We start from the raw sequence: 15,801 nt of genomic DNA on the forward strand, positions 1-15,801 counted from the left end.
TTACGGCTTCGCCGACGTCGGGGACGGCGCCGTTGAACGTGACGTTCACTGATACGTCGACGGGGTCGCCGACGTCGTGGGCGTGGGATTTTGGTGATGGCGGGACTTCCACGGTGCAGAACCCGACCCACAGTTATGCGGCGGCGGGGACGTACACGGCCAAGCTGACCGCGACGAACGGCACGGGTTCAGGGTCGGCCACCAGCACCATCACGGTGACCACTGCAGGTACCAACACGCCGCTGGAGCTCAATGATGCCACGGTGGGTACCGGGCTCAACCAGTTCAGCTACAGCGGTTCCTGGAGCGTCAGCAACCCTGCCACGGCGTACAAGTCGGACAATCACTTTGCCAACGCCACCAACGCCAGTTATCAGGTGCAGTTCAGCGGTACGCAGGCCAAGATCTTCGCCGAGAAGAGTTCGGGCCTGGGCATCGTGGGTGTCTCCATCGACGGCGGCCCCGAGACGATGGTGGACCCCTACGCCTCGTCCCGGTCCGAACAGAACCTGCTCTACACCAGCCCCGTCCTGGCCAGCGGCACCCACACCCTGAAGGTCCGCATCACCGGAACCAAGAACGCCTCCTCCACCGGCACCTACGCCGCCGCAGACCGCGTGGAAATCACGGCCAGCGGGACCACCCCGCCACCGGCTCCTGCTCCGGTGGCGTCGTTTACGGCTTCGCCGACGTCGGGGACGGCGCCGTTGAACGTGACGTTCACTGATACGTCGACGGGGTCGCCGACGTCGTGGGCGTGGGATTTTGGTGACGGCGGGACCTCCACGGTCCAGAACCCGACCCACAGTTACGCGGCGGCGGGGACGTATACGGCCAAGCTGACCGCGACGAACGGCACGGGTTCAGGGTCGGCCACCAGCACCATCACGGTGACCACCGCAGGTACCAACACGCCGCTGGAGCTCAATGATGCCACGGTGGGTACCGGGCTGAACCAGTTCAGCTACAGCGGTTCCTGGAGCGTCAGCAACCCTGCCACGGCGTACAAGTCGGACAATCACTTTGCCAACGCCACCAACGCCAGTTATCAGGTGCAGTTCAGCGGTACGCAGGCCAAGATCTTCGCCGAGAAGAGTTCGGGCCTGGGCATCGTGGGTGTCTCCATCGACGGCGGCCCCGAGACGATGGTGGACCCCTACGCCTCATCACGCTCCGAACAGAACCTGCTCTACACCAGCCCCGTCCTGGCCAGCGGCGCCCACACCCTGAAGGTCCGCATCACGGGAACCAAGAACGCCTCATCCAGCGGCACCTACGCCGCCGCAGACCGCGTGGAAATACTCTCCAACTGACCGCCGGATTTCTTGAGCGGAAGAGATCCATTGCGGAATGGAAAGGTCCGACCAGGCATGCGCCGGGCCGGACCTTTTCAACGAGACGCGCTAGCGGTCGAGACCCGCTACCCGACCTTGCCGGAAAGTGCGACCAGCACACCTGCCGTAGCGAAGTATTTGTTGCTTCCCAGATCGCGGATGGTCTTGATTCCCATACCGGCCAGCAGTTCGTCGTGCTTTTCGGTCAGGCCGGCAAGAGCCGAGGGCGGAGCCGCCAGGACCTCGTCCAGGGTCGCGTTCTCGTAAGCTTTGTCCAATGCCTTGCCCAATTCAATCGAAACAGCCACTTTCATGTCCCTTCATCGATGACGGAAAACAAGCACAGCCAGCCTGCGGCTGCACGAACGCCGGGATAATTCCTGCGCCGATGAGAGATACGCTATCGCAGCGTCGGTTTGCGGAACATAGGAGTGCCGAAGGGTTAATGACGAGGCGCGGGTTGCGGGGCTCGATGTCAGCGGCATAAGAACCAGACAGCACCATTTCTTAGCCCTTGTCCCCCGTCGGGGCCGTATACTCGCCGCATGGGGACAGAAGGCAGGACCAGGACATTTGCCATTCTCGCGGGCCTGTCAGTGGCAGCGTTTACGCTGTTCTCCAGCCTCTGGGTGAACGGAAACATACCTTTCAACGCCGCGATTGCGATTTCGCTGGTTCTTGGCCTGGCGACTTCCCTGGCCATGAGTAAGAGCACCGCGGGAAAATCCAACTAGACCACTGGTCCGGCGACCTTCCGGACCGGCCCTTGGCAACTGGGCGCCGTGCCGTCCGTCCCAGCTGGCATACAGGAACGTTGGGAACAATCACCGCATGGATAAATTGCCGCCGCCCATGGCCCGATCTGGACGGCCTGAATCGCCCGTCGTGACGGCATCACTGCCATTATCGGGCAGCGCCCAGCACCGCGGGCTGGTGAAGGTCCCGGAGGTCACTGTGTGGTTTTGGGTCGCGAAGGTGATGACCACCGGGATGGGCGAAACAACGTCGGATTTCTTGGTTCATGCATTGGACCCGGTTCTTGCCTTGGCCTGCGGCGGGGTAGGGCTGAGCGTTTTCCTCGTTGCCCAACTTGCGGTCAGGCGCTTTGTTCCGTGGATCTATTGGGGCGCGGTGCTCATGGTGAGCGTGTTCGGGACGATGGCTGCAGATGCGGTGCACGTGGTCCTGGGAATCCCGTATCTGGTATCCGTGGCTTCGTTCCTGGCCGCACTGACCGGGGTGTTTTGGCTCTGGTACAAGACGGACGGGACGTTGTCGATTCACAGTGTGGACACCCGGCGGCGGGAAGGGTTCTATTGGGCAGCAGTGCTGACGACGTTCGCGTTGGGGACCGCCGTTGGGGACTTTACGGCGTACACGCTGGGCATGGGCTACTTGCTGTCCGGGATCCTGTTTGGCGCGGTGATCGGCGTCGCGGCGTTAGCGTACCGGCGGCGCTGGATGGCTGCCGTCCCCGCATTCTGGTTTGTGTACATCCTGACAAGGCCGCTGGGGGCGTCCTTTGCTGACTGGACTGCAGTTCCCGGTGAGCGTGGCGGCTTGGGTTGGGGTACCGGAACAGTCAGTCTCGCCCTGGCCGGTGGCATCGTCGTCGTTGTGGCCTACTTCTTCCGCCGGGACAAACGGCCGGACGCCCTGACTGAAGCTTCGGAGGGAAGTGTCCCGGCCCAGCGCTGAGGTCCCGCTTGGTCGGGCCCTTGTTAGGCATGGGACTTGTAGACGTCGGCTCCGAATGCCATGACGCCCGTCTCGGCTGCTCCGGCGAGGCGGGGAACGGAGAAGAAGTCCTCCATGGTGGCCAGCAGGCTGTAGTGGTTGTAGGGCTGGGACGAGGTTCCGCCTTGGGGGCTGAACGGTGACAGCACCAGGGCTCCCACCTGTCCTCCGGCCGTGCCACCGGGAACTCCGTTCGGCGGCCCCATCCTGCCGTGGTCGGCTTCATCAAGGGTAATGACCAGCATCCCGTCCTGCTTGAAGGCCGGGGAGTCAAGGATGGCGGGCACCGCAGTCTTCAACCAGGCGTCGGCTGCGCCGAGCCCGCCGGGATTCCCGTCGGCGCAGGGGCTGTCATGGGCGTCGTGGCAGAGGTTGGGAGTGATGTAGGACAGGTTCGGGGTGGTGTTCACCGTGAGCAGATCAGTGGCCAGCGCGGTGTAGTTGACCACGTTCGTGGTGCAGTCCGGGGAATCCGTGATGGAACGGAAGTAGACAAAAGGATTGTGGTGGGTGGAATACTGATCCGCCCGTGTCGCAGTCCGGTGATCATCCGGGGCGCCCAGGGCAGGATGCAGGCAGGGTGACTGCATGTCCTCCATGTAGCCTTTCCACGTTTTCCCGGCGCCGGTCAGTTGCCCGGCAACTGTTGGAACGTCCGGCGGATACACACACCCGGCGCCCAGCAGGCGTCCCTGGCTGTCGGTTCCGGACGGCGTAAAGGGGGTGAATGTCGGGCAGTCCTTCACGGTGCTGGCATTCGGCGGCTGGCCCGAGATTTGAGCCAGGTAATCGGGCAGGGAATCATGGGCGACGCCGTAATAGTTGGTCAGCAACACCCCCTGGGACCGCAGCGTGCCCGCCAGATACGGCATGGCGGCCGTGGATCCGAAGACCTTGTCATACCCCTGGTTTTCGAGGTTGATCACGAAGACATGCCCGGGCGTTCCGCTGTTGGCCGGCGGCGTGCCCGGCCCCGCCTGACAGCCCGAGAGGGAAATTCCCGCAAACAAGATTGCCACGAACAGCAGGACGAGTCGACGCCTGCGGTTGCGCCCTTCAACTATCTCGCCTCTGCTGAACATCAGCGTCTCCCTTCCGGGTGGCCCGGTGGCATAACTGTGCCAAACCCCGCCGGCCAGCTCAATGGGAATTCACTGAGAAAACGCCGTGAATACGTTTCAGGCCCAGCATCGGGTTATTGAGACATTCCGGAGGGCGCAAAGGGTAAGCAGGCGAACTATCGGTAGCCTTGATTGACCGAGTGACAGGTGGACCGTTGAGAGCCATTCTTGAGGGGTATCCGTTGCGATCGGCTCACCGCCACCCCGCGGGCAGTTGACCCCGCTGCCCTCTGAAAGGACCACCATGGACATCGTTGAAGTGATTCTGAACGACCACCACGAACAACGGCGCCGGTTCGCCCTGCTGGACGAGATGCACGGCTCCGAACCGTCAGACCTTGACGCCGTCTGGAACCAACTCCGCATCCTGCTGGAAGTCCACGCCAAAGGGGAGGAAGAACTGTTTTACCCCGAGTTGCTGAAATTGGGGGAGGGCGCAGGCGGGAAGGATTCCCCCGAAGACGAAACCACCGATGCGATCCATGACCACAACGAAATCAGGGACGCCATCAGTGACGTCTCCCGGCACCAGGCGGGGACGCAGCAGTGGTGGGCGGCCCTGGCCAAGGTCAATGAAGCCAACGGTGATCACATGGCGGAGGAGGAACGCGAAGGCCTGACCGACTTCCGGCAGCACGCGTCCCTGGAGCTGCGCCACCGCCTGGGCTTGTCCTTCGCCATCTTTGAGTCGAAGCACGCCTCCGGCATCAAGGCCCAGGACGTCAGCCCCGAAGATTACGTCCGCGATAACGAATAGCGCATGGCGTGACCGTCATCGTTTGACGGCCCTTGGCCGGACTGGGTTCTTCACCGTGGCCAGCAGGAAGACACCGGCGACGGCGGTGGCACCGGACAGCAGGAACAGGACGATGGCCAGTGGGGGAGCCGCGGCCGCCTCGCCCAGGATGGTGACGCCGATGGCGACGGCGACGAGCGGGTCGATGACGGTCAGGCCGGCCACCACCAGTTCCGGGGTACCTCTGGTGTGGGCATTCTGGACCAGGAAACTGCCTGCCAGCGCCGCAATGAGCAACCCCGCCAGGCACGTCAGGGACAGCCATTCGAAATCACCCTGGAACAGCCTGGCGATGACGGTCTTGGCTAAGGCTGCGACGAAACCGAACAGGATTCCGGCGCCGGCGGTAAACACCACGGCACCCGAGCGGTGGCGCCACAGCGCGTACGCCACCGCCACGCACGCGAGGACGACGGCGAGCACGATCAGGATGGTGACCAGGTGCCGGTCGCTGATTTCCACATCCGCCGCCGAGAACGCCGCCACGGTGACGAACACACCTACCCCGCCGATGCAGAGGGCGACGGCGGTCAGGGCCCGGCGCCCGGGCGGCCTGCGGGTCATCCGGGCAGTCGCAAGAGTTGTGACCACCAAAGCGACGGCGCCAATGGGCTGCACCACGATCAGGGGAGAGAACCGGAGGCTGGTCAGCTGGAGGAGGACCGCCGCACCCAGCATCCCCGTCCCGGCCAGCCACACCGGCCGGCGTATCAGGGCCTGAAGGCGCCCTCCGCCCATGCTGCCCGCCGAACGCCCTGAGGCGGCCGGCTGGTCTTCTACGGCCCGGTGCTGGAACAGGGTTCCCAGCGCGAGCAGGACTGCGCCCGCAGCGGCGATGGGGATGCCCAGCCAGTGATAGGACGTCAGTGCGGACACAGCCGTTGCCTGGATCATGGTCTGACAGTACCCAAGGTCGGCATCTCCGGCCGGATGCCGGGCCCACCCACAGCCCGGGAACTTAGCGTTGGGCGATCCTGAACAGCGCTCCCGTGGGATCGGCCAGGACAGCAATGCGGCCAAACGGCGTATCCTCGGGCGGATGGATCACCGTGCCACCCATGGACGTGGCCATGTCCACTCCCGTATCGGCGTTCCCAATCGCAAAATACACCTGCCAGTTCGACGGAACACCCTCGGGAAGATAGGTGGCATCCATGATGCCGGCCCGTGATGAGTCACCGGAGCCGAGCGTGGTGTAACGGAAGTCCTCGGTGTCGCTCATGACGTCCGTTTCCCAGCCGAAGACGTCCTGGTAGAACTTCACCGACGGCGCGTATTCGCGGGTGTGGAGTTCGTGCCAGTAGGGGGTGCCGGGTTCGCCCTTCGCTTGGTACCCGGTGTGGCCGCCGAACTGCCATGCACCCACGGCCGCGCCGCCGGCGTCGCCGAACATGGCCATGTGCCCCTGCTCCGGGACCTCCATGGGCGGCATGAAAACCTGGCCGCCGGCCGCGTGGGCAGCCTCCGCCGTGGCGTTGATGTCTTCCACACGCAGGTACGTGGTCCACACGTCGGGATAGCCGGATTCGCCGTCGTTCTTCATCATCCCGGCCACCGGCAGGCCATTGGCGAGGGCCGTGATGTAACCGCCGTATTTCTCCTGGTCACCCTCCTGATACGTCCAGCCGAACAGCCGCGTGTAGAACTCGCGGGACCTCTCAGGGTCCGAGGTCATGAGGTCTATCCAGCAGGGATCACCGGGGGCAAACGTTGGCTGGGGCATAGGGACTCCTGGGCTCTGTTGGGAAAATGCTGGCTGGTCTGCTTCCGACTCTAGCGCCCGCCTGGCCGCCTGCAACAGCCCTTGCCAGGAGGCCGCCGTCGTGCCCTGACATCGCAGAGCCGGAGCGCCTGCGTTGCCGTCCGACGGCGGGCTCCGCCACAATGGTGCCCATGACTCCCGTGTCCCTCCTCGCCTTCGCCGGGCTGTGCCTGCTGCTGTCTGTCACCCCGGGGCCCGACACCTTCCTGGTGCTGAGGATCTCGCTGCAGAACGCCGGCGCCGGACTTGCCGCGGCGTTCGGCTCGGCCGCGGCGGCCCTGGTGTGGGCCGCCCTGGTGGGTGTGGGCCTGGCCGCAGTGCTCGAGGAGTCGGCCGAGGTGTTCCGCTGGCTTAAGATCGCCGGCGGCCTGTACCTGCTGTACCTGGGAGTCTCTTCACTGATCCGGGCGCGGCGCACCTCCGGGACTGCCGGCCCGGAAGTCCCCGCCCGCCGGGCGTACAGCCGCGGGGCCGGGTTCGGCGCCGGTGCCCTCTCCACACTTCTCAACCCCAAAGTTGGCCTGTTCTACCTTGCGGTGGTGCCCCAGTTCATCCCGCACGGCGGCAACACACTGAACACCGCCCTGGTCCTGGGCGGCATCGAAAGCGTCATTGGATTCCTGTACCTGGCGGCCGTCGCCGTCGTAGCCGCCAAGGCAATGGCGTGGCTGCAGCGCCCCAGGGTGAGCCGGTCCCTGGAACGTGCAAGCAGTGGCATCCTCGCCGCCTTGGGCCTGGGGATGGTGGCCTCAAGCGCCGGCTCGTAGTTCCTGTGAATTGCCTGCAAGTGTCCCGCGGTCCGGGGTGCCGGTCCATCACTGCTCTCTTGGCGGAGTAAGGTGAAAAGACGGTTGCCGGCGTGATGTGACGCGGGGACCTGGCAACCGGTGCTGTACCACCACGCGCGGAACCGGAGACCCACATGCCCAAGGAATCCCCTGCCGCGCCGCCGCCAGCCAAGCGCCGTCGCCCGAACCTTTTCCTCGCCACGGGAACCACCCTGGGCTGGATCATGGTGTTTTTCGGCGTCAGCGCGCTCTGCGGCGCCTTGGTGGCGGGCCTGATGATGCCCGCGGCGGCGGTGACAGAAACGGCGGTGGCTGACGGCGCCGCTGCGCTCAAGACCGATCTGCCCAACGACGTGTTCTCGGCGCCACCGGCCCAGATGACGCGTGTGCTGGCCACTGACGGGTCACTGATTGCCACCCTGTTCAGTGAGAACCGGACCCGGATTTCCCTGGACCAGATGTCACCCAACATCAAGAACGCCATCGTGGCCATTGAGGACTACCGGTTCTACCAGCACGGCGGCATTGACCCGCAAGGCATCTTCCGCGCCTTGGTCATCGACGCCGCCGGCGGCCACCAGGGGGCCTCAACCCTGACCCAGCAGTACGTCACCAACATGCTCAACGAAAACCTGATCGCCCAGGGCAAGGACGCGCAGGTGGTGCTTAACGGGCAGAAGGGCTTGGACCAGAAGGTCCAGGAGATGAAGCTCGCCATCGGCCTCGAAGAAAAGTACTCAAAGGACCAGATCCTCGCCGGGTACCTGAACGTGGTGGGTTTCAACGCGAACGCCTACGGCATCGAGGCGGCCAGCCAGTACTTCTTCTCTGTCGACGCCAAGGACCTCACACTGCCGCAGGGGGCACTGCTGGCCGGACTGGTCAATGGCCCCTCGCTTTATGACCCCACCGTCCATCCCGAGGCTGCGAAAGCCCGCCGCGACCTGGTGCTGGACGCCATGCTGCAGCACGGCTACATCGACCAGCAGCAGCACGACGACGCCGTGAACACGCCCCTCCAGCTCAAGGTCAATCCACCCAAGCAAGGGTGCGCCTACGCCTCCCAGGCCCAGTACTTCTGCGACTATGTGCTCCATCAGATCGAAAATGACCCTGCCTACGGCGCCACGCAGGATGAACGGGACCAGAAGATCATGGCGGGCGGCCTGACCATCAAGACCACCCTGGACCCGAGGCTGCAAGGACCGGCCCAGTCCCAGGTGGACGCCACCGCCGGCGCCAATCCGGACAAATGGGGTGCATCCCTGGTCACCATCGAACCTGGTACCGGGAAGGTGCTGTCCATGGCGCAGAACTCCAGGAAGCTGCCGGATGAAGGCAGCGGGTTCGTCTCCGACTACAACTTCAACGTGGACAGCAACGACGCCGCCGGGAACAGCCTCGGCGGTGTGGGCGGGATGCAGCCCGGTTCCACAATGAAGCCCGTCACCCTCGCCGCGTGGCTGGGGGAGGGCAAGTCCACCAACCAGGTGGTCGACGCCTCCAAGCGCCGCTACGGCATTAACTACCCGTGGAAGACAACCTGCCACCCCGTCCAGGGCTGGTTCGACAGCACCGTGCCGCAATCCTCCGACCTGCAAAACGATGAGCCCAACTGGTACCGGCCCATGACGGTCCGGGAAGGCATCTACCAGTCGATCAACACGGCAACGTTCGCGTCGCTGGCCGGGCTGAACGATTTCTGCGACGTCCAGCGTGCGGCGGACGCCATAGGGCTGCACCTGGGCAGCGGGCACGACCAAAAGATTGACCTCTCCACCTTGGGCAACATCCTGGGAAGCCAAAACGTTGCTCCCTTGACTATGGCGAACGCGTTCGCAACCTTCGCCGCCAACGGCACCTACTGCGTCCCCATCTCCATCACCGAAGTGGACGACGCCCAAGGCAGGAAGATCGGCGGAGAGGCTCCCTCCTGCCAGCCAGGCTCCCTGAAACCGGACGTGGCCAAAGCCGTTACCAACGTCCTCCAGGACGTCCTCACCAAGGGCTCGGGCCTGCTGATTCCGCAGAAGCTGGGGGTTCCGGACGCCGCGAAGACGGGCACCAACGAGTACAACAACCAGACCTGGGTGGTGGGATACACGAAGGGGCTGGCCACGGCGTCGTTCTTCGGTGACCCATTCAACGGCGGACCCAGCCGGCTGGGGCGCAACATCACCGTCAACGGAAAGTTCTATCCGGCAGTGGACGGGGCCTATATTGCCGGGCCGCAATGGGCCCAGTACATGCAAGGCGTTGTTGGCCTCTTCGACCACGGGAACTTCGACGCCCCGCCGCAGAGCCTGATCAGCGCCCCGGGCCCGCAGCCCACCAAGAGCAGGTGACGGCGGCCCCTTCCGCCGGGTGCTGAAGGTTCCCGCATGCACTGTGGTGCGCGCCGCCGTCGTACCTCCCTGCCCTGCGGCCGGGTGCCAGGCACGTTGGGCTTGTTCAGGGACGGCGGGAACGTCAATGGGCGGCCCGCTCTAGGAGGCCGCGACGGCGAACAGCCCGGCAACGCCGAGCAGGTACAACACCAGGACCAGCAGGGAGTCCACGCCCATGCCCAGCAGCTTCTTTTGCGGCCGGAAGAGGATCCCCAGCAGGTAGACGAGGGTGAGCAGGATGGCCAACGCAGTGAGGTAGATGTCCGTTGCCTGGGCTTGGGGGAGTACCGGCTTGCCCGTGATCAGCACCGCCACCAGGAACAGCACCGGAAGAAAGGCATTGCCGCCGAAGATGTCGCTGAACGCGAGTTTGTAGTCCCCCTGCTTCACGGACGTAAGCCCGGTGGAGATCTCCGGCAGCGAGGTTGCCAGCGCCAGGAACGTGGCACCGAACAGCACCCCGGAGAGTCCGATGTTTCCGGCGATCGCATCACCGCTGCGTTCCAGCACCACACCGGCGCCCAGGGTGGCAAGCGCGGCGACGCTGAAGATCAGCACCGAGGTGCCGGTGCGCAGGTGCTTGTTCTTCTCGGCGCCCTGCTTCTTGGAGTGCCCCCTGGGTTTGTCCTGCGCCCCGGGAGCGTCCCCCTGCTGGTGCCAGGGCAGGTCCTTCTGGGAGCGCTGCACCAGGATCAGGCCAATAATCCAGAACACCGCAATGAGGACCGCGGCGGGCGTGAGCCGGAACGCCACCAGGTTGCCGGGCATCTGGCTGCCGGCGATCACCACGCCCAGGACGGCGACGACGGTGACCGCCTCGATCACCAGCGTCAGGGATGCCGCGCGGTAGCTCAGCGGGTGGCCGCCTTTGGTGCCCAGGGCATCCAGGACCACCAGCACCACCGTCTGGATGGCGATGCCGCCCAGGATGTTGCCCACCGCCACGCCAATGTTGTTGGCCAGGGCTGCGGAGACGGTGATGGCGATTTCGGGCAGGTTGGTGGCGATGGCCAGCAGGATGAGGCCGCCCAGCGCGGAGCCCAGGTGCAGGCGGTCATCGAGGATGTCCGTCTGTTTGGACAGCTGGATCCCGGCCAACCAGATCACGGCCGCAGCGGCGGCAAAGATGAGCAGGAGGACTGCAAGGGGCAGTGATTCCAATCCGGGGTCCCTTCCTGATGGGGTCGCTGAACCGCGTGATGTATTCCCCCATGCCTGGGCCGTACCCACATTTGTGCTGGTCACCCATCTTCACGCTGCTCAAACCCGCATTCACGCTCCATTGGTTAGAGTCGTCTTTCGGGCAAGGCGAGGACAGCTTCGAGGACCTACGGGAGCGGAAGCACCTGCCTGGATCCCCGAGCAGAAGTAGGCCACGAAGCCGCTGAGGTCGGCCCCCGCCGCCGGGACGCTGGCGGTGCTTCGCAAAACTGCTAATCATGCTTACTATTGTGGGGCGCGGGCTGCCCGCTGGGGGCAGAGCACCCGCGCCGCACCGGAGGTCTCTCAAGCATGGACAACGAACTGCGTCCCCTCACCGATGAAGAACTGATGTCTGAGCAGGCCACCGCCCTGCCGGACAAGGAAGTGGCATCCGTCCTGGACCTGAACGCGGACCTGGACCTGGGCATTAACGCTGCGGCTCCCATCGACCTGGCCGTAGCCGCCAACGCGAACGTGGCGGCCCCCATCGACGCGGCCGCCTCGGCCAACATCCTCTCCTTTGGCTCTGACGCGCAGGCACTCTCGCACCAGGACGCTGCCATCGACCAGGGCATCGTGGCCGATGCCAATGCCAACTCCGCCCAGGACAGCGTGATCGGCCAGGGCGACGGCACAACCGGCGCCACCGACACGGGCACAGGCACCACCGACACGGGCACCACCGGAACAGCACCTGCGCCCACAAGCACCGGTGGCGTCACCGACGCAGCGGGCGCGCTGAACGGCAACCTGTTGAACGTGGACGTGAACCTGGACGCCGACGCCGCCATCGCCGCCCCCATCAACGGCGCCGTGGCCGCGAACGCCAACGTCGCAGCCCCCATCGATGCAGCCGTTGCCGCGAACATCGGTTCCATCGACAGCCAGTCGTACGCCATCTCGGACCAGAGCGCCACCATTTCGCAGCACATCGACGGCGCGGCCAATGCCACAGCCGGCCAGACGTCCAACCTGCAGCAGTAAGCCAAGATGACCCAAACCCACGGCGGGCCGCCTCCCGAGGCGGGCCCGCCGTCGTCACGCGTTTCCGTCGCCCAGGACCCGCCGGGCCAAGGAAGTACGACGGCGGGAGCCCACCTTCCGGCCCTGGCCGACGGCGTGCAGCTTCTTGGCACGGCTGAGGGCTCCGGCTACCGTGAGCCGCCCGCCCTGGTGCGCCGCGGCGACGGCCAGACCCTCCAGCTCACCCGGCTGCTCTACCTGGTGCTGGAAGCGGCGGACGGGAGCCGGGACCTTGACGGAATCGCCCGGCACGCCAGCGAGGGGTCCGGGCGGCTGGTCAGCGCGGAGAACGTCCGCACCCTGATGGATTCGCAGTTGCTCCCGATGGGCCTGCTCCGGCTTGCCGACGGCACCCAGCCCGAGGTCAAGAAGTCCAACCCGTTGCTGGGCTTGCGGTTCCGCTACATCGTGACGGATCCCGAACGGACCCGCAGGATCACCGCGCCGTTCGCTGTCCTGTTCAACCCGCTGATCGTGGTGGCCGTGATCGCGGCGTTCCTGGCGGCCTGCTGGTGGGTGCTCATGGTCAAGGGCCTGGGCTCGGCCACCCACGAGGCGTTTGCCCAGCCTGCCCTCCTGTTGCTGATCCTCGCCGTCACCATCCTCTCCGCCGGCTTCCACGAATTCGGCCACGCCGCGGCCAGCCGCAAGGGCGGAGCGACCCCCGGAGCCATGGGCGCCGGGCTGTACCTCTTGTGGCCGGCCTTCTTCACCGATGTCACCGACTCCTATCGGCTGGGCCGCGCCGGCAGGATCCGCACCGACCTCGGCGGCCTGTACTTCAACGCGATCGTGGCGGTGGCCATCATGGCGTTGTGGTGGGCCACCGGTTTCGACGCGCTGCTGCTGGTGGTGGTTACCCAGATCCTGCAGATGGTCCGCCAGCTGATACCGCTGGTGAAGTACGACGGGTACCACATCCTGGCCGACGCCACCGGTGTGCCGGACCTCTTCCAACGGATCAAACCCACCCTTCTGGGGATCCTGCCGTGGCGGTGGGGGAACCCGGAAAGCAAGGTGCTCAAGCCCTGGGCGCGCGCCGTCGTCACCGCGTGGGTCCTGGTTACCGTGCCGGTGCTGCTCTTCAGCATGGTGATGATGGTGCTGTCCCTGCCGAGGCTGCTGGCTACGGGCTGGGCCAGCACGGCGAAGCAGCAGGAACAGCTCGCTGCCAGCCTGTCCGCCGGGGACTTCGCGGGCGTGGCGGTGCGGGCGCTGGCCATGGTGGTGGTGGCGGTCCCGGTGTTGGGCGTGCTGTATATCGTGGTGCGGCTGCTGCGGCAGCTGGTGACGGGGCTGTGGCAGAAGACCCGCGGCAAGCTTGTCCAGCGGACCATCGCCATGGGTGCCGTAGCCGTCCTGCTTGCCGGGCTGGCCTGGGCGTGGTGGCCCGACGGCGGGACGTACCGTCCGGTCCAGGCGTACGAACGCGGGACGCTGGGCGATGCCACCAGGGCCATCCTTCCCGTCCGCGACAGTGGGGCGCTGCGGCAGGGCGGTGCCGGACGGACCGTTGCCTTGTGGCCGGCCGGAGCCGCCAAGCCCACCCGGGACAACCCGCAACTGAGCATGGTCCTGGTGCCCGTTGGCGGATCCCCGGCGGGTGCATCTCCCGGCACGGCTTCCGGCCCTTCCTCGCCGGCGTCCGCTCCGTCCTGGGTGTTTCCGTTCGACCGGCCCGCCGCGCCGGCCGCCGACGGAAACCAGGCGCTCGCCGTCAACACCACCGACGGCTCCGTGGCCTACAGCGTGGCGTTCGCGCTCGTGTGGGCCGAGGACGGCGAGCCTGTGACCAGCACCAACGAGGCCTACGCTTTCGCCAACTGCACCGGATGCGCGGCCGTGGCCGTGGGTTTCCAGGTGGTGCTGGTGGTGGGCCAGGCCGATGTCATCGTGCCGCAGAACCTCTCCGCGGCTGCCAACTACAACTGCCTGGACTGCCTGACCTATGCACTGGCCAGCCAGCTTGTCCTCACGCTCGACGGTCCGCTGGATGCGGCCGCCAAGCAGCAGCTCGAGGCCTTGTGGGCGCAGATCGCCGACTACGGGAGGCACCTCCAGGACGTGCCGCTCTCCGAGATTCAGGCGACGTTGTCCGGCTACAAGGAGCAGATCACGTCCATCGTCAAGGGCAATTCCGTGGCCGGAGGGACGTCGGTGGCAACGTCCCCGGCGTCCGCGGGTACCAGCGGCGTTCCCTCCACCGTGCCCGCCGCCCCGGCGGTGGACGGCCCGGCTGCGGTTCCCGCGACGGCGGTTCCCGGGACGGCCCCCGCCGAAACCGCCGCACCTGCCCCGGCGGGGACCGGGGCGGCCACGGCGCCGGCGGGCCAGTACGTGGAAGGCGGCCAGCCGACGTCGGCCGTAAACGGTGCGACGCCGGCACCCACCAATGACGCCGGGTACGGCGCCACGCCTGTTCCGGCACCCACCTCCAGCGCCGGCTGACGGGTTCGTTCCCCACCCGTCAGCAGGCCTTGGGGGCCCCACCGGGGGTGGTTGCCGCCGCTATCCGCCAGATGGTTCCGTCCCAGGACATCCTGTAGCGGAGTCCCCAATCCGAACACGTTTGGCCCCCTGGGCCGTCGGCCGCGGATTGCTCAGTACGGAGGACTGTCTCGACGTTCAACTCGGTGCCGGAACCGCTGATGCTGTTGACGGTGAGGGCGCGCCAGAAGGAGGTTCCCAGCCCGGAGCTCCATTTGGCCAGCCCGCCCTCGCTGGCCTGCAGTTCGGGAGTCAAAATGGCAAACGCTGTACCGTAAGCGGCCCGGTTGATGGCTTGGCCGTGGGTGAGCAGGCTTTGGATCACCTTGGGCGCCTGCTCATGGTCCGAATGGTTGGTGGTGAGGATGTCGCTGCTGGACGTCTGTGCCTGGTCGTCGCAGCTGGCCTGGGGCAGCGGGGTGGTGCGCCGGGCCCAGTCAGAAAGTGCCGCTGCCGCAGACGAAGCGGGGGCGGCGTAGCCCACGCCCTCGGCGCCATAATCGTTCTGGTCATGTGTGCCCAGCACCCACGCCCGTTTGGAACTGACCACGCCCACAACGCTGCCATTCATGAGGAGCAGCGGTCCGCCGCTATTGCCGGGGTTGATGGCCGTGTCCGTTTGGATCAGGCCACGGACAGTGCCGGCGGGGAGGTTGACCTCCTGGTTGAGGGCGCTGACCCGGCCGGAGGTGAAGGCGAGGCCCCGGTCCAAGGGGAAGCCAAGTGCCGCAACCTCAACACCCTGTGCGGGAAGGTCCTGGGCGAAGCCGAACTTGTATCCCGTGAGTGCGGTAGGCGTCCGCAGCAGGGCCAGGTCCAGGTTGTCGTTGATTCCAAGAACCGTTGCCGACGTGTACTGTCCGCCCACCGACACATTGATGGCGGCCTCGTTCTTGGCTACGTGGGCCGCCGTGATGATGAGGTCGTTTCCGACCAGGAAGCCCGTGCCCACGCCGCCGCCGTCGCAGAGAGTTACAGCAAGGCGCGCCACCCCGGAGCGGACCAGTTGAACGGTTTCCGCCCAGTCTTTCGGGGCGGACGTTGCCGTGGCGGACATTGTGGTGGGCGCACTTGTTGAGGGCGGCGGCGCGGCGGACGTCGATGCGGCAGGTGAAGCCGACGGCGCTGCAACAGGTGGGGGAGTAGATGGCGGGGATGAACTG

Annotated in this window: 14 protein-coding genes; 8 read left to right on the forward strand and 6 right to left on the reverse strand. The window is 65.9% G+C overall.

What is annotated here, in order from left to right; genetic code table 11:
* Nucleotides 1–1,313, forward strand: a 1,313-nt coding sequence (locus tag QRM95_RS15705; protein WP_285248468.1) for a PKD domain-containing protein, incomplete at its 5' end; no start/stop codon positions are given.
* Between the two features lie 107 nt (nucleotides 1,314–1,420).
* On the opposite strand, the gene QRM95_RS15710 is transcribed toward QRM95_RS15705, so the two are convergent.
* Entirely contained in the window at nucleotides 1,421–1,642 is a 222-nt protein-coding gene (locus tag QRM95_RS15710) for a hypothetical protein (protein ID WP_285248469.1), read from the reverse strand.
* A 237-nt stretch (nucleotides 1,643–1,879) separates the two neighbouring features.
* Here QRM95_RS15710 and QRM95_RS15715 point away from each other — a divergent pair, with 237 nt between their 5' ends.
* The gene (locus tag QRM95_RS15715) at nucleotides 1,880–2,068 is read left to right on the forward strand and encodes a hypothetical protein (RefSeq protein ID WP_285248470.1); all 189 of its coding nucleotides are present in this window, start codon (nucleotides 1,880–1,882) and stop codon (nucleotides 2,066–2,068) included.
* 118 nt (nucleotides 2,069–2,186) lie between these two features.
* The gene (locus QRM95_RS15720) at nucleotides 2,187–3,032 is read left to right on the forward strand and encodes a COG4705 family protein (RefSeq protein ID WP_285248471.1); all 846 of its coding nucleotides are present in this window, start codon (nucleotides 2,187–2,189) and stop codon (nucleotides 3,030–3,032) included.
* 23 nt (nucleotides 3,033–3,055) lie between these two features.
* Here QRM95_RS15720 and QRM95_RS15725 read toward each other — a convergent pair whose 3' ends face one another.
* A complete protein-coding gene (locus QRM95_RS15725; protein WP_285248472.1) occupies nucleotides 3,056–4,153 on the reverse strand; it encodes an alkaline phosphatase family protein in 1,098 nt (365 codons plus the stop codon).
* Nucleotides 4,154–4,436: 283 nt separating this feature from the next.
* Here QRM95_RS15725 and QRM95_RS15730 point away from each other — a divergent pair, with 283 nt between their 5' ends.
* The gene (locus tag QRM95_RS15730) at nucleotides 4,437–4,949 is read left to right on the forward strand and encodes a hemerythrin domain-containing protein (protein WP_285248473.1); all 513 of its coding nucleotides are present in this window, start codon (nucleotides 4,437–4,439) and stop codon (nucleotides 4,947–4,949) included.
* Nucleotides 4,950–4,964: 15 nt separating this feature from the next.
* On the opposite strand, the gene QRM95_RS15735 is transcribed toward QRM95_RS15730, so the two are convergent.
* Together QRM95_RS15735 and QRM95_RS15740 are read right to left on the reverse strand one after the other, a co-directional pair.
* Nucleotides 4,965–5,882: a DMT family transporter gene (locus QRM95_RS15735; RefSeq protein ID WP_285248474.1), complete on the reverse strand. Its 918-nt coding sequence runs from the start codon at nucleotides 5,880–5,882 to the stop codon at nucleotides 4,965–4,967.
* A 64-nt stretch (nucleotides 5,883–5,946) separates the two neighbouring features.
* Entirely contained in the window at nucleotides 5,947–6,711 is a 765-nt protein-coding gene (locus QRM95_RS15740) for a VOC family protein (protein ID WP_285248475.1), read from the reverse strand.
* A 170-nt stretch (nucleotides 6,712–6,881) separates the two neighbouring features.
* Here QRM95_RS15740 and QRM95_RS15745 point away from each other — a divergent pair, with 170 nt between their 5' ends.
* Both QRM95_RS15745 and QRM95_RS15750 read left to right on the forward strand, forming a co-directional pair.
* Nucleotides 6,882–7,517, forward strand: a complete 636-nt coding sequence (locus QRM95_RS15745; RefSeq protein WP_285248476.1) for a LysE family translocator — start codon at nucleotides 6,882–6,884, stop codon at nucleotides 7,515–7,517.
* Between the two features lie 155 nt (nucleotides 7,518–7,672).
* Entirely contained in the window at nucleotides 7,673–9,883 is a 2,211-nt protein-coding gene (locus QRM95_RS15750; protein WP_285248477.1) for a transglycosylase domain-containing protein, read from the forward strand.
* Nucleotides 9,884–10,024: 141 nt separating this feature from the next.
* Here the strand turns inward: QRM95_RS15750 and QRM95_RS15755 are convergent, their stop codons facing one another.
* Nucleotides 10,025–11,086, reverse strand: coding sequence for a sodium:calcium antiporter (locus tag QRM95_RS15755; RefSeq protein WP_285248478.1), 1,062 nt, complete (start codon nucleotides 11,084–11,086; stop codon nucleotides 10,025–10,027).
* Between the two features lie 351 nt (nucleotides 11,087–11,437).
* Here QRM95_RS15755 and QRM95_RS15760 point away from each other — a divergent pair, with 351 nt between their 5' ends.
* Both QRM95_RS15760 and QRM95_RS15765 read left to right on the forward strand, forming a co-directional pair.
* Complete coding sequence (locus QRM95_RS15760) at nucleotides 11,438–12,112, forward strand: peptidoglycan-binding protein (RefSeq protein ID WP_285248479.1); 675 nt, start codon at nucleotides 11,438–11,440, stop codon at nucleotides 12,110–12,112.
* Nucleotides 12,113–12,118: 6 nt separating this feature from the next.
* Nucleotides 12,119–14,599 carry a hypothetical protein gene (locus tag QRM95_RS15765; protein ID WP_285248480.1) on the forward strand — a complete coding sequence of 827 codons (2,481 nt, stop codon included), beginning with the start codon at nucleotides 12,119–12,121 and terminating at the stop codon, nucleotides 14,597–14,599.
* 19 nt (nucleotides 14,600–14,618) lie between these two features.
* On the opposite strand, the gene QRM95_RS15770 is transcribed toward QRM95_RS15765, so the two are convergent.
* Nucleotides 14,619–15,695 carry a S1C family serine protease gene (locus tag QRM95_RS15770; RefSeq protein WP_285248481.1) on the reverse strand — a complete coding sequence of 359 codons (1,077 nt, stop codon included), beginning with the start codon at nucleotides 15,693–15,695 and terminating at the stop codon, nucleotides 14,619–14,621.
* Nucleotides 15,696–15,801: the final 106 nt, after the last annotated feature.

The organism is Pseudarthrobacter sp. efr-133-R2A-89, assembly GCF_030209315.1.
GTDB lineage: Bacteria > Actinomycetota > Actinomycetes > Actinomycetales > Micrococcaceae > Arthrobacter.

Bases quoted from the DNA above. Each gene is read 5' to 3' on its own strand.
- QRM95_RS15770 (WP_285248481.1), bottom strand. From the start codon at position 15,695: ATGTCCGCCACGGCAACGTCCGCCCCGAAAGACTGGGCGGAAACCGTT.
- QRM95_RS15720 (WP_285248471.1), top strand. From the start codon at position 2,187: ATGGCCCGATCTGGACGGCCTGAATCGCCCGTCGTGACGGCATCACTG.
- QRM95_RS15715 (WP_285248470.1), top strand. From the start codon at position 1,880: ATGGGGACAGAAGGCAGGACCAGGACATTTGCCATTCTCGCGGGCCTG.
- QRM95_RS15730 (WP_285248473.1), top strand. From the start codon at position 4,437: ATGGACATCGTTGAAGTGATTCTGAACGACCACCACGAACAACGGCGC.
- QRM95_RS15735 (WP_285248474.1), bottom strand. From the start codon at position 5,882: ATGATCCAGGCAACGGCTGTGTCCGCACTGACGTCCTATCACTGGCTG.
- QRM95_RS15750 (WP_285248477.1), top strand. From the start codon at position 7,673: ATGCCCAAGGAATCCCCTGCCGCGCCGCCGCCAGCCAAGCGCCGTCGC.
- QRM95_RS15740 (WP_285248475.1), bottom strand. From the start codon at position 6,711: ATGCCCCAGCCAACGTTTGCCCCCGGTGATCCCTGCTGGATAGACCTC.
- QRM95_RS15760 (WP_285248479.1), top strand. From the start codon at position 11,438: ATGGACAACGAACTGCGTCCCCTCACCGATGAAGAACTGATGTCTGAG.
- QRM95_RS15745 (WP_285248476.1), top strand. From the start codon at position 6,882: ATGACTCCCGTGTCCCTCCTCGCCTTCGCCGGGCTGTGCCTGCTGCTG.
- QRM95_RS15725 (WP_285248472.1), bottom strand. From the start codon at position 4,153: ATGTTCAGCAGAGGCGAGATAGTTGAAGGGCGCAACCGCAGGCGTCGA.
- QRM95_RS15765 (WP_285248480.1), top strand. From the start codon at position 12,119: ATGACCCAAACCCACGGCGGGCCGCCTCCCGAGGCGGGCCCGCCGTCG.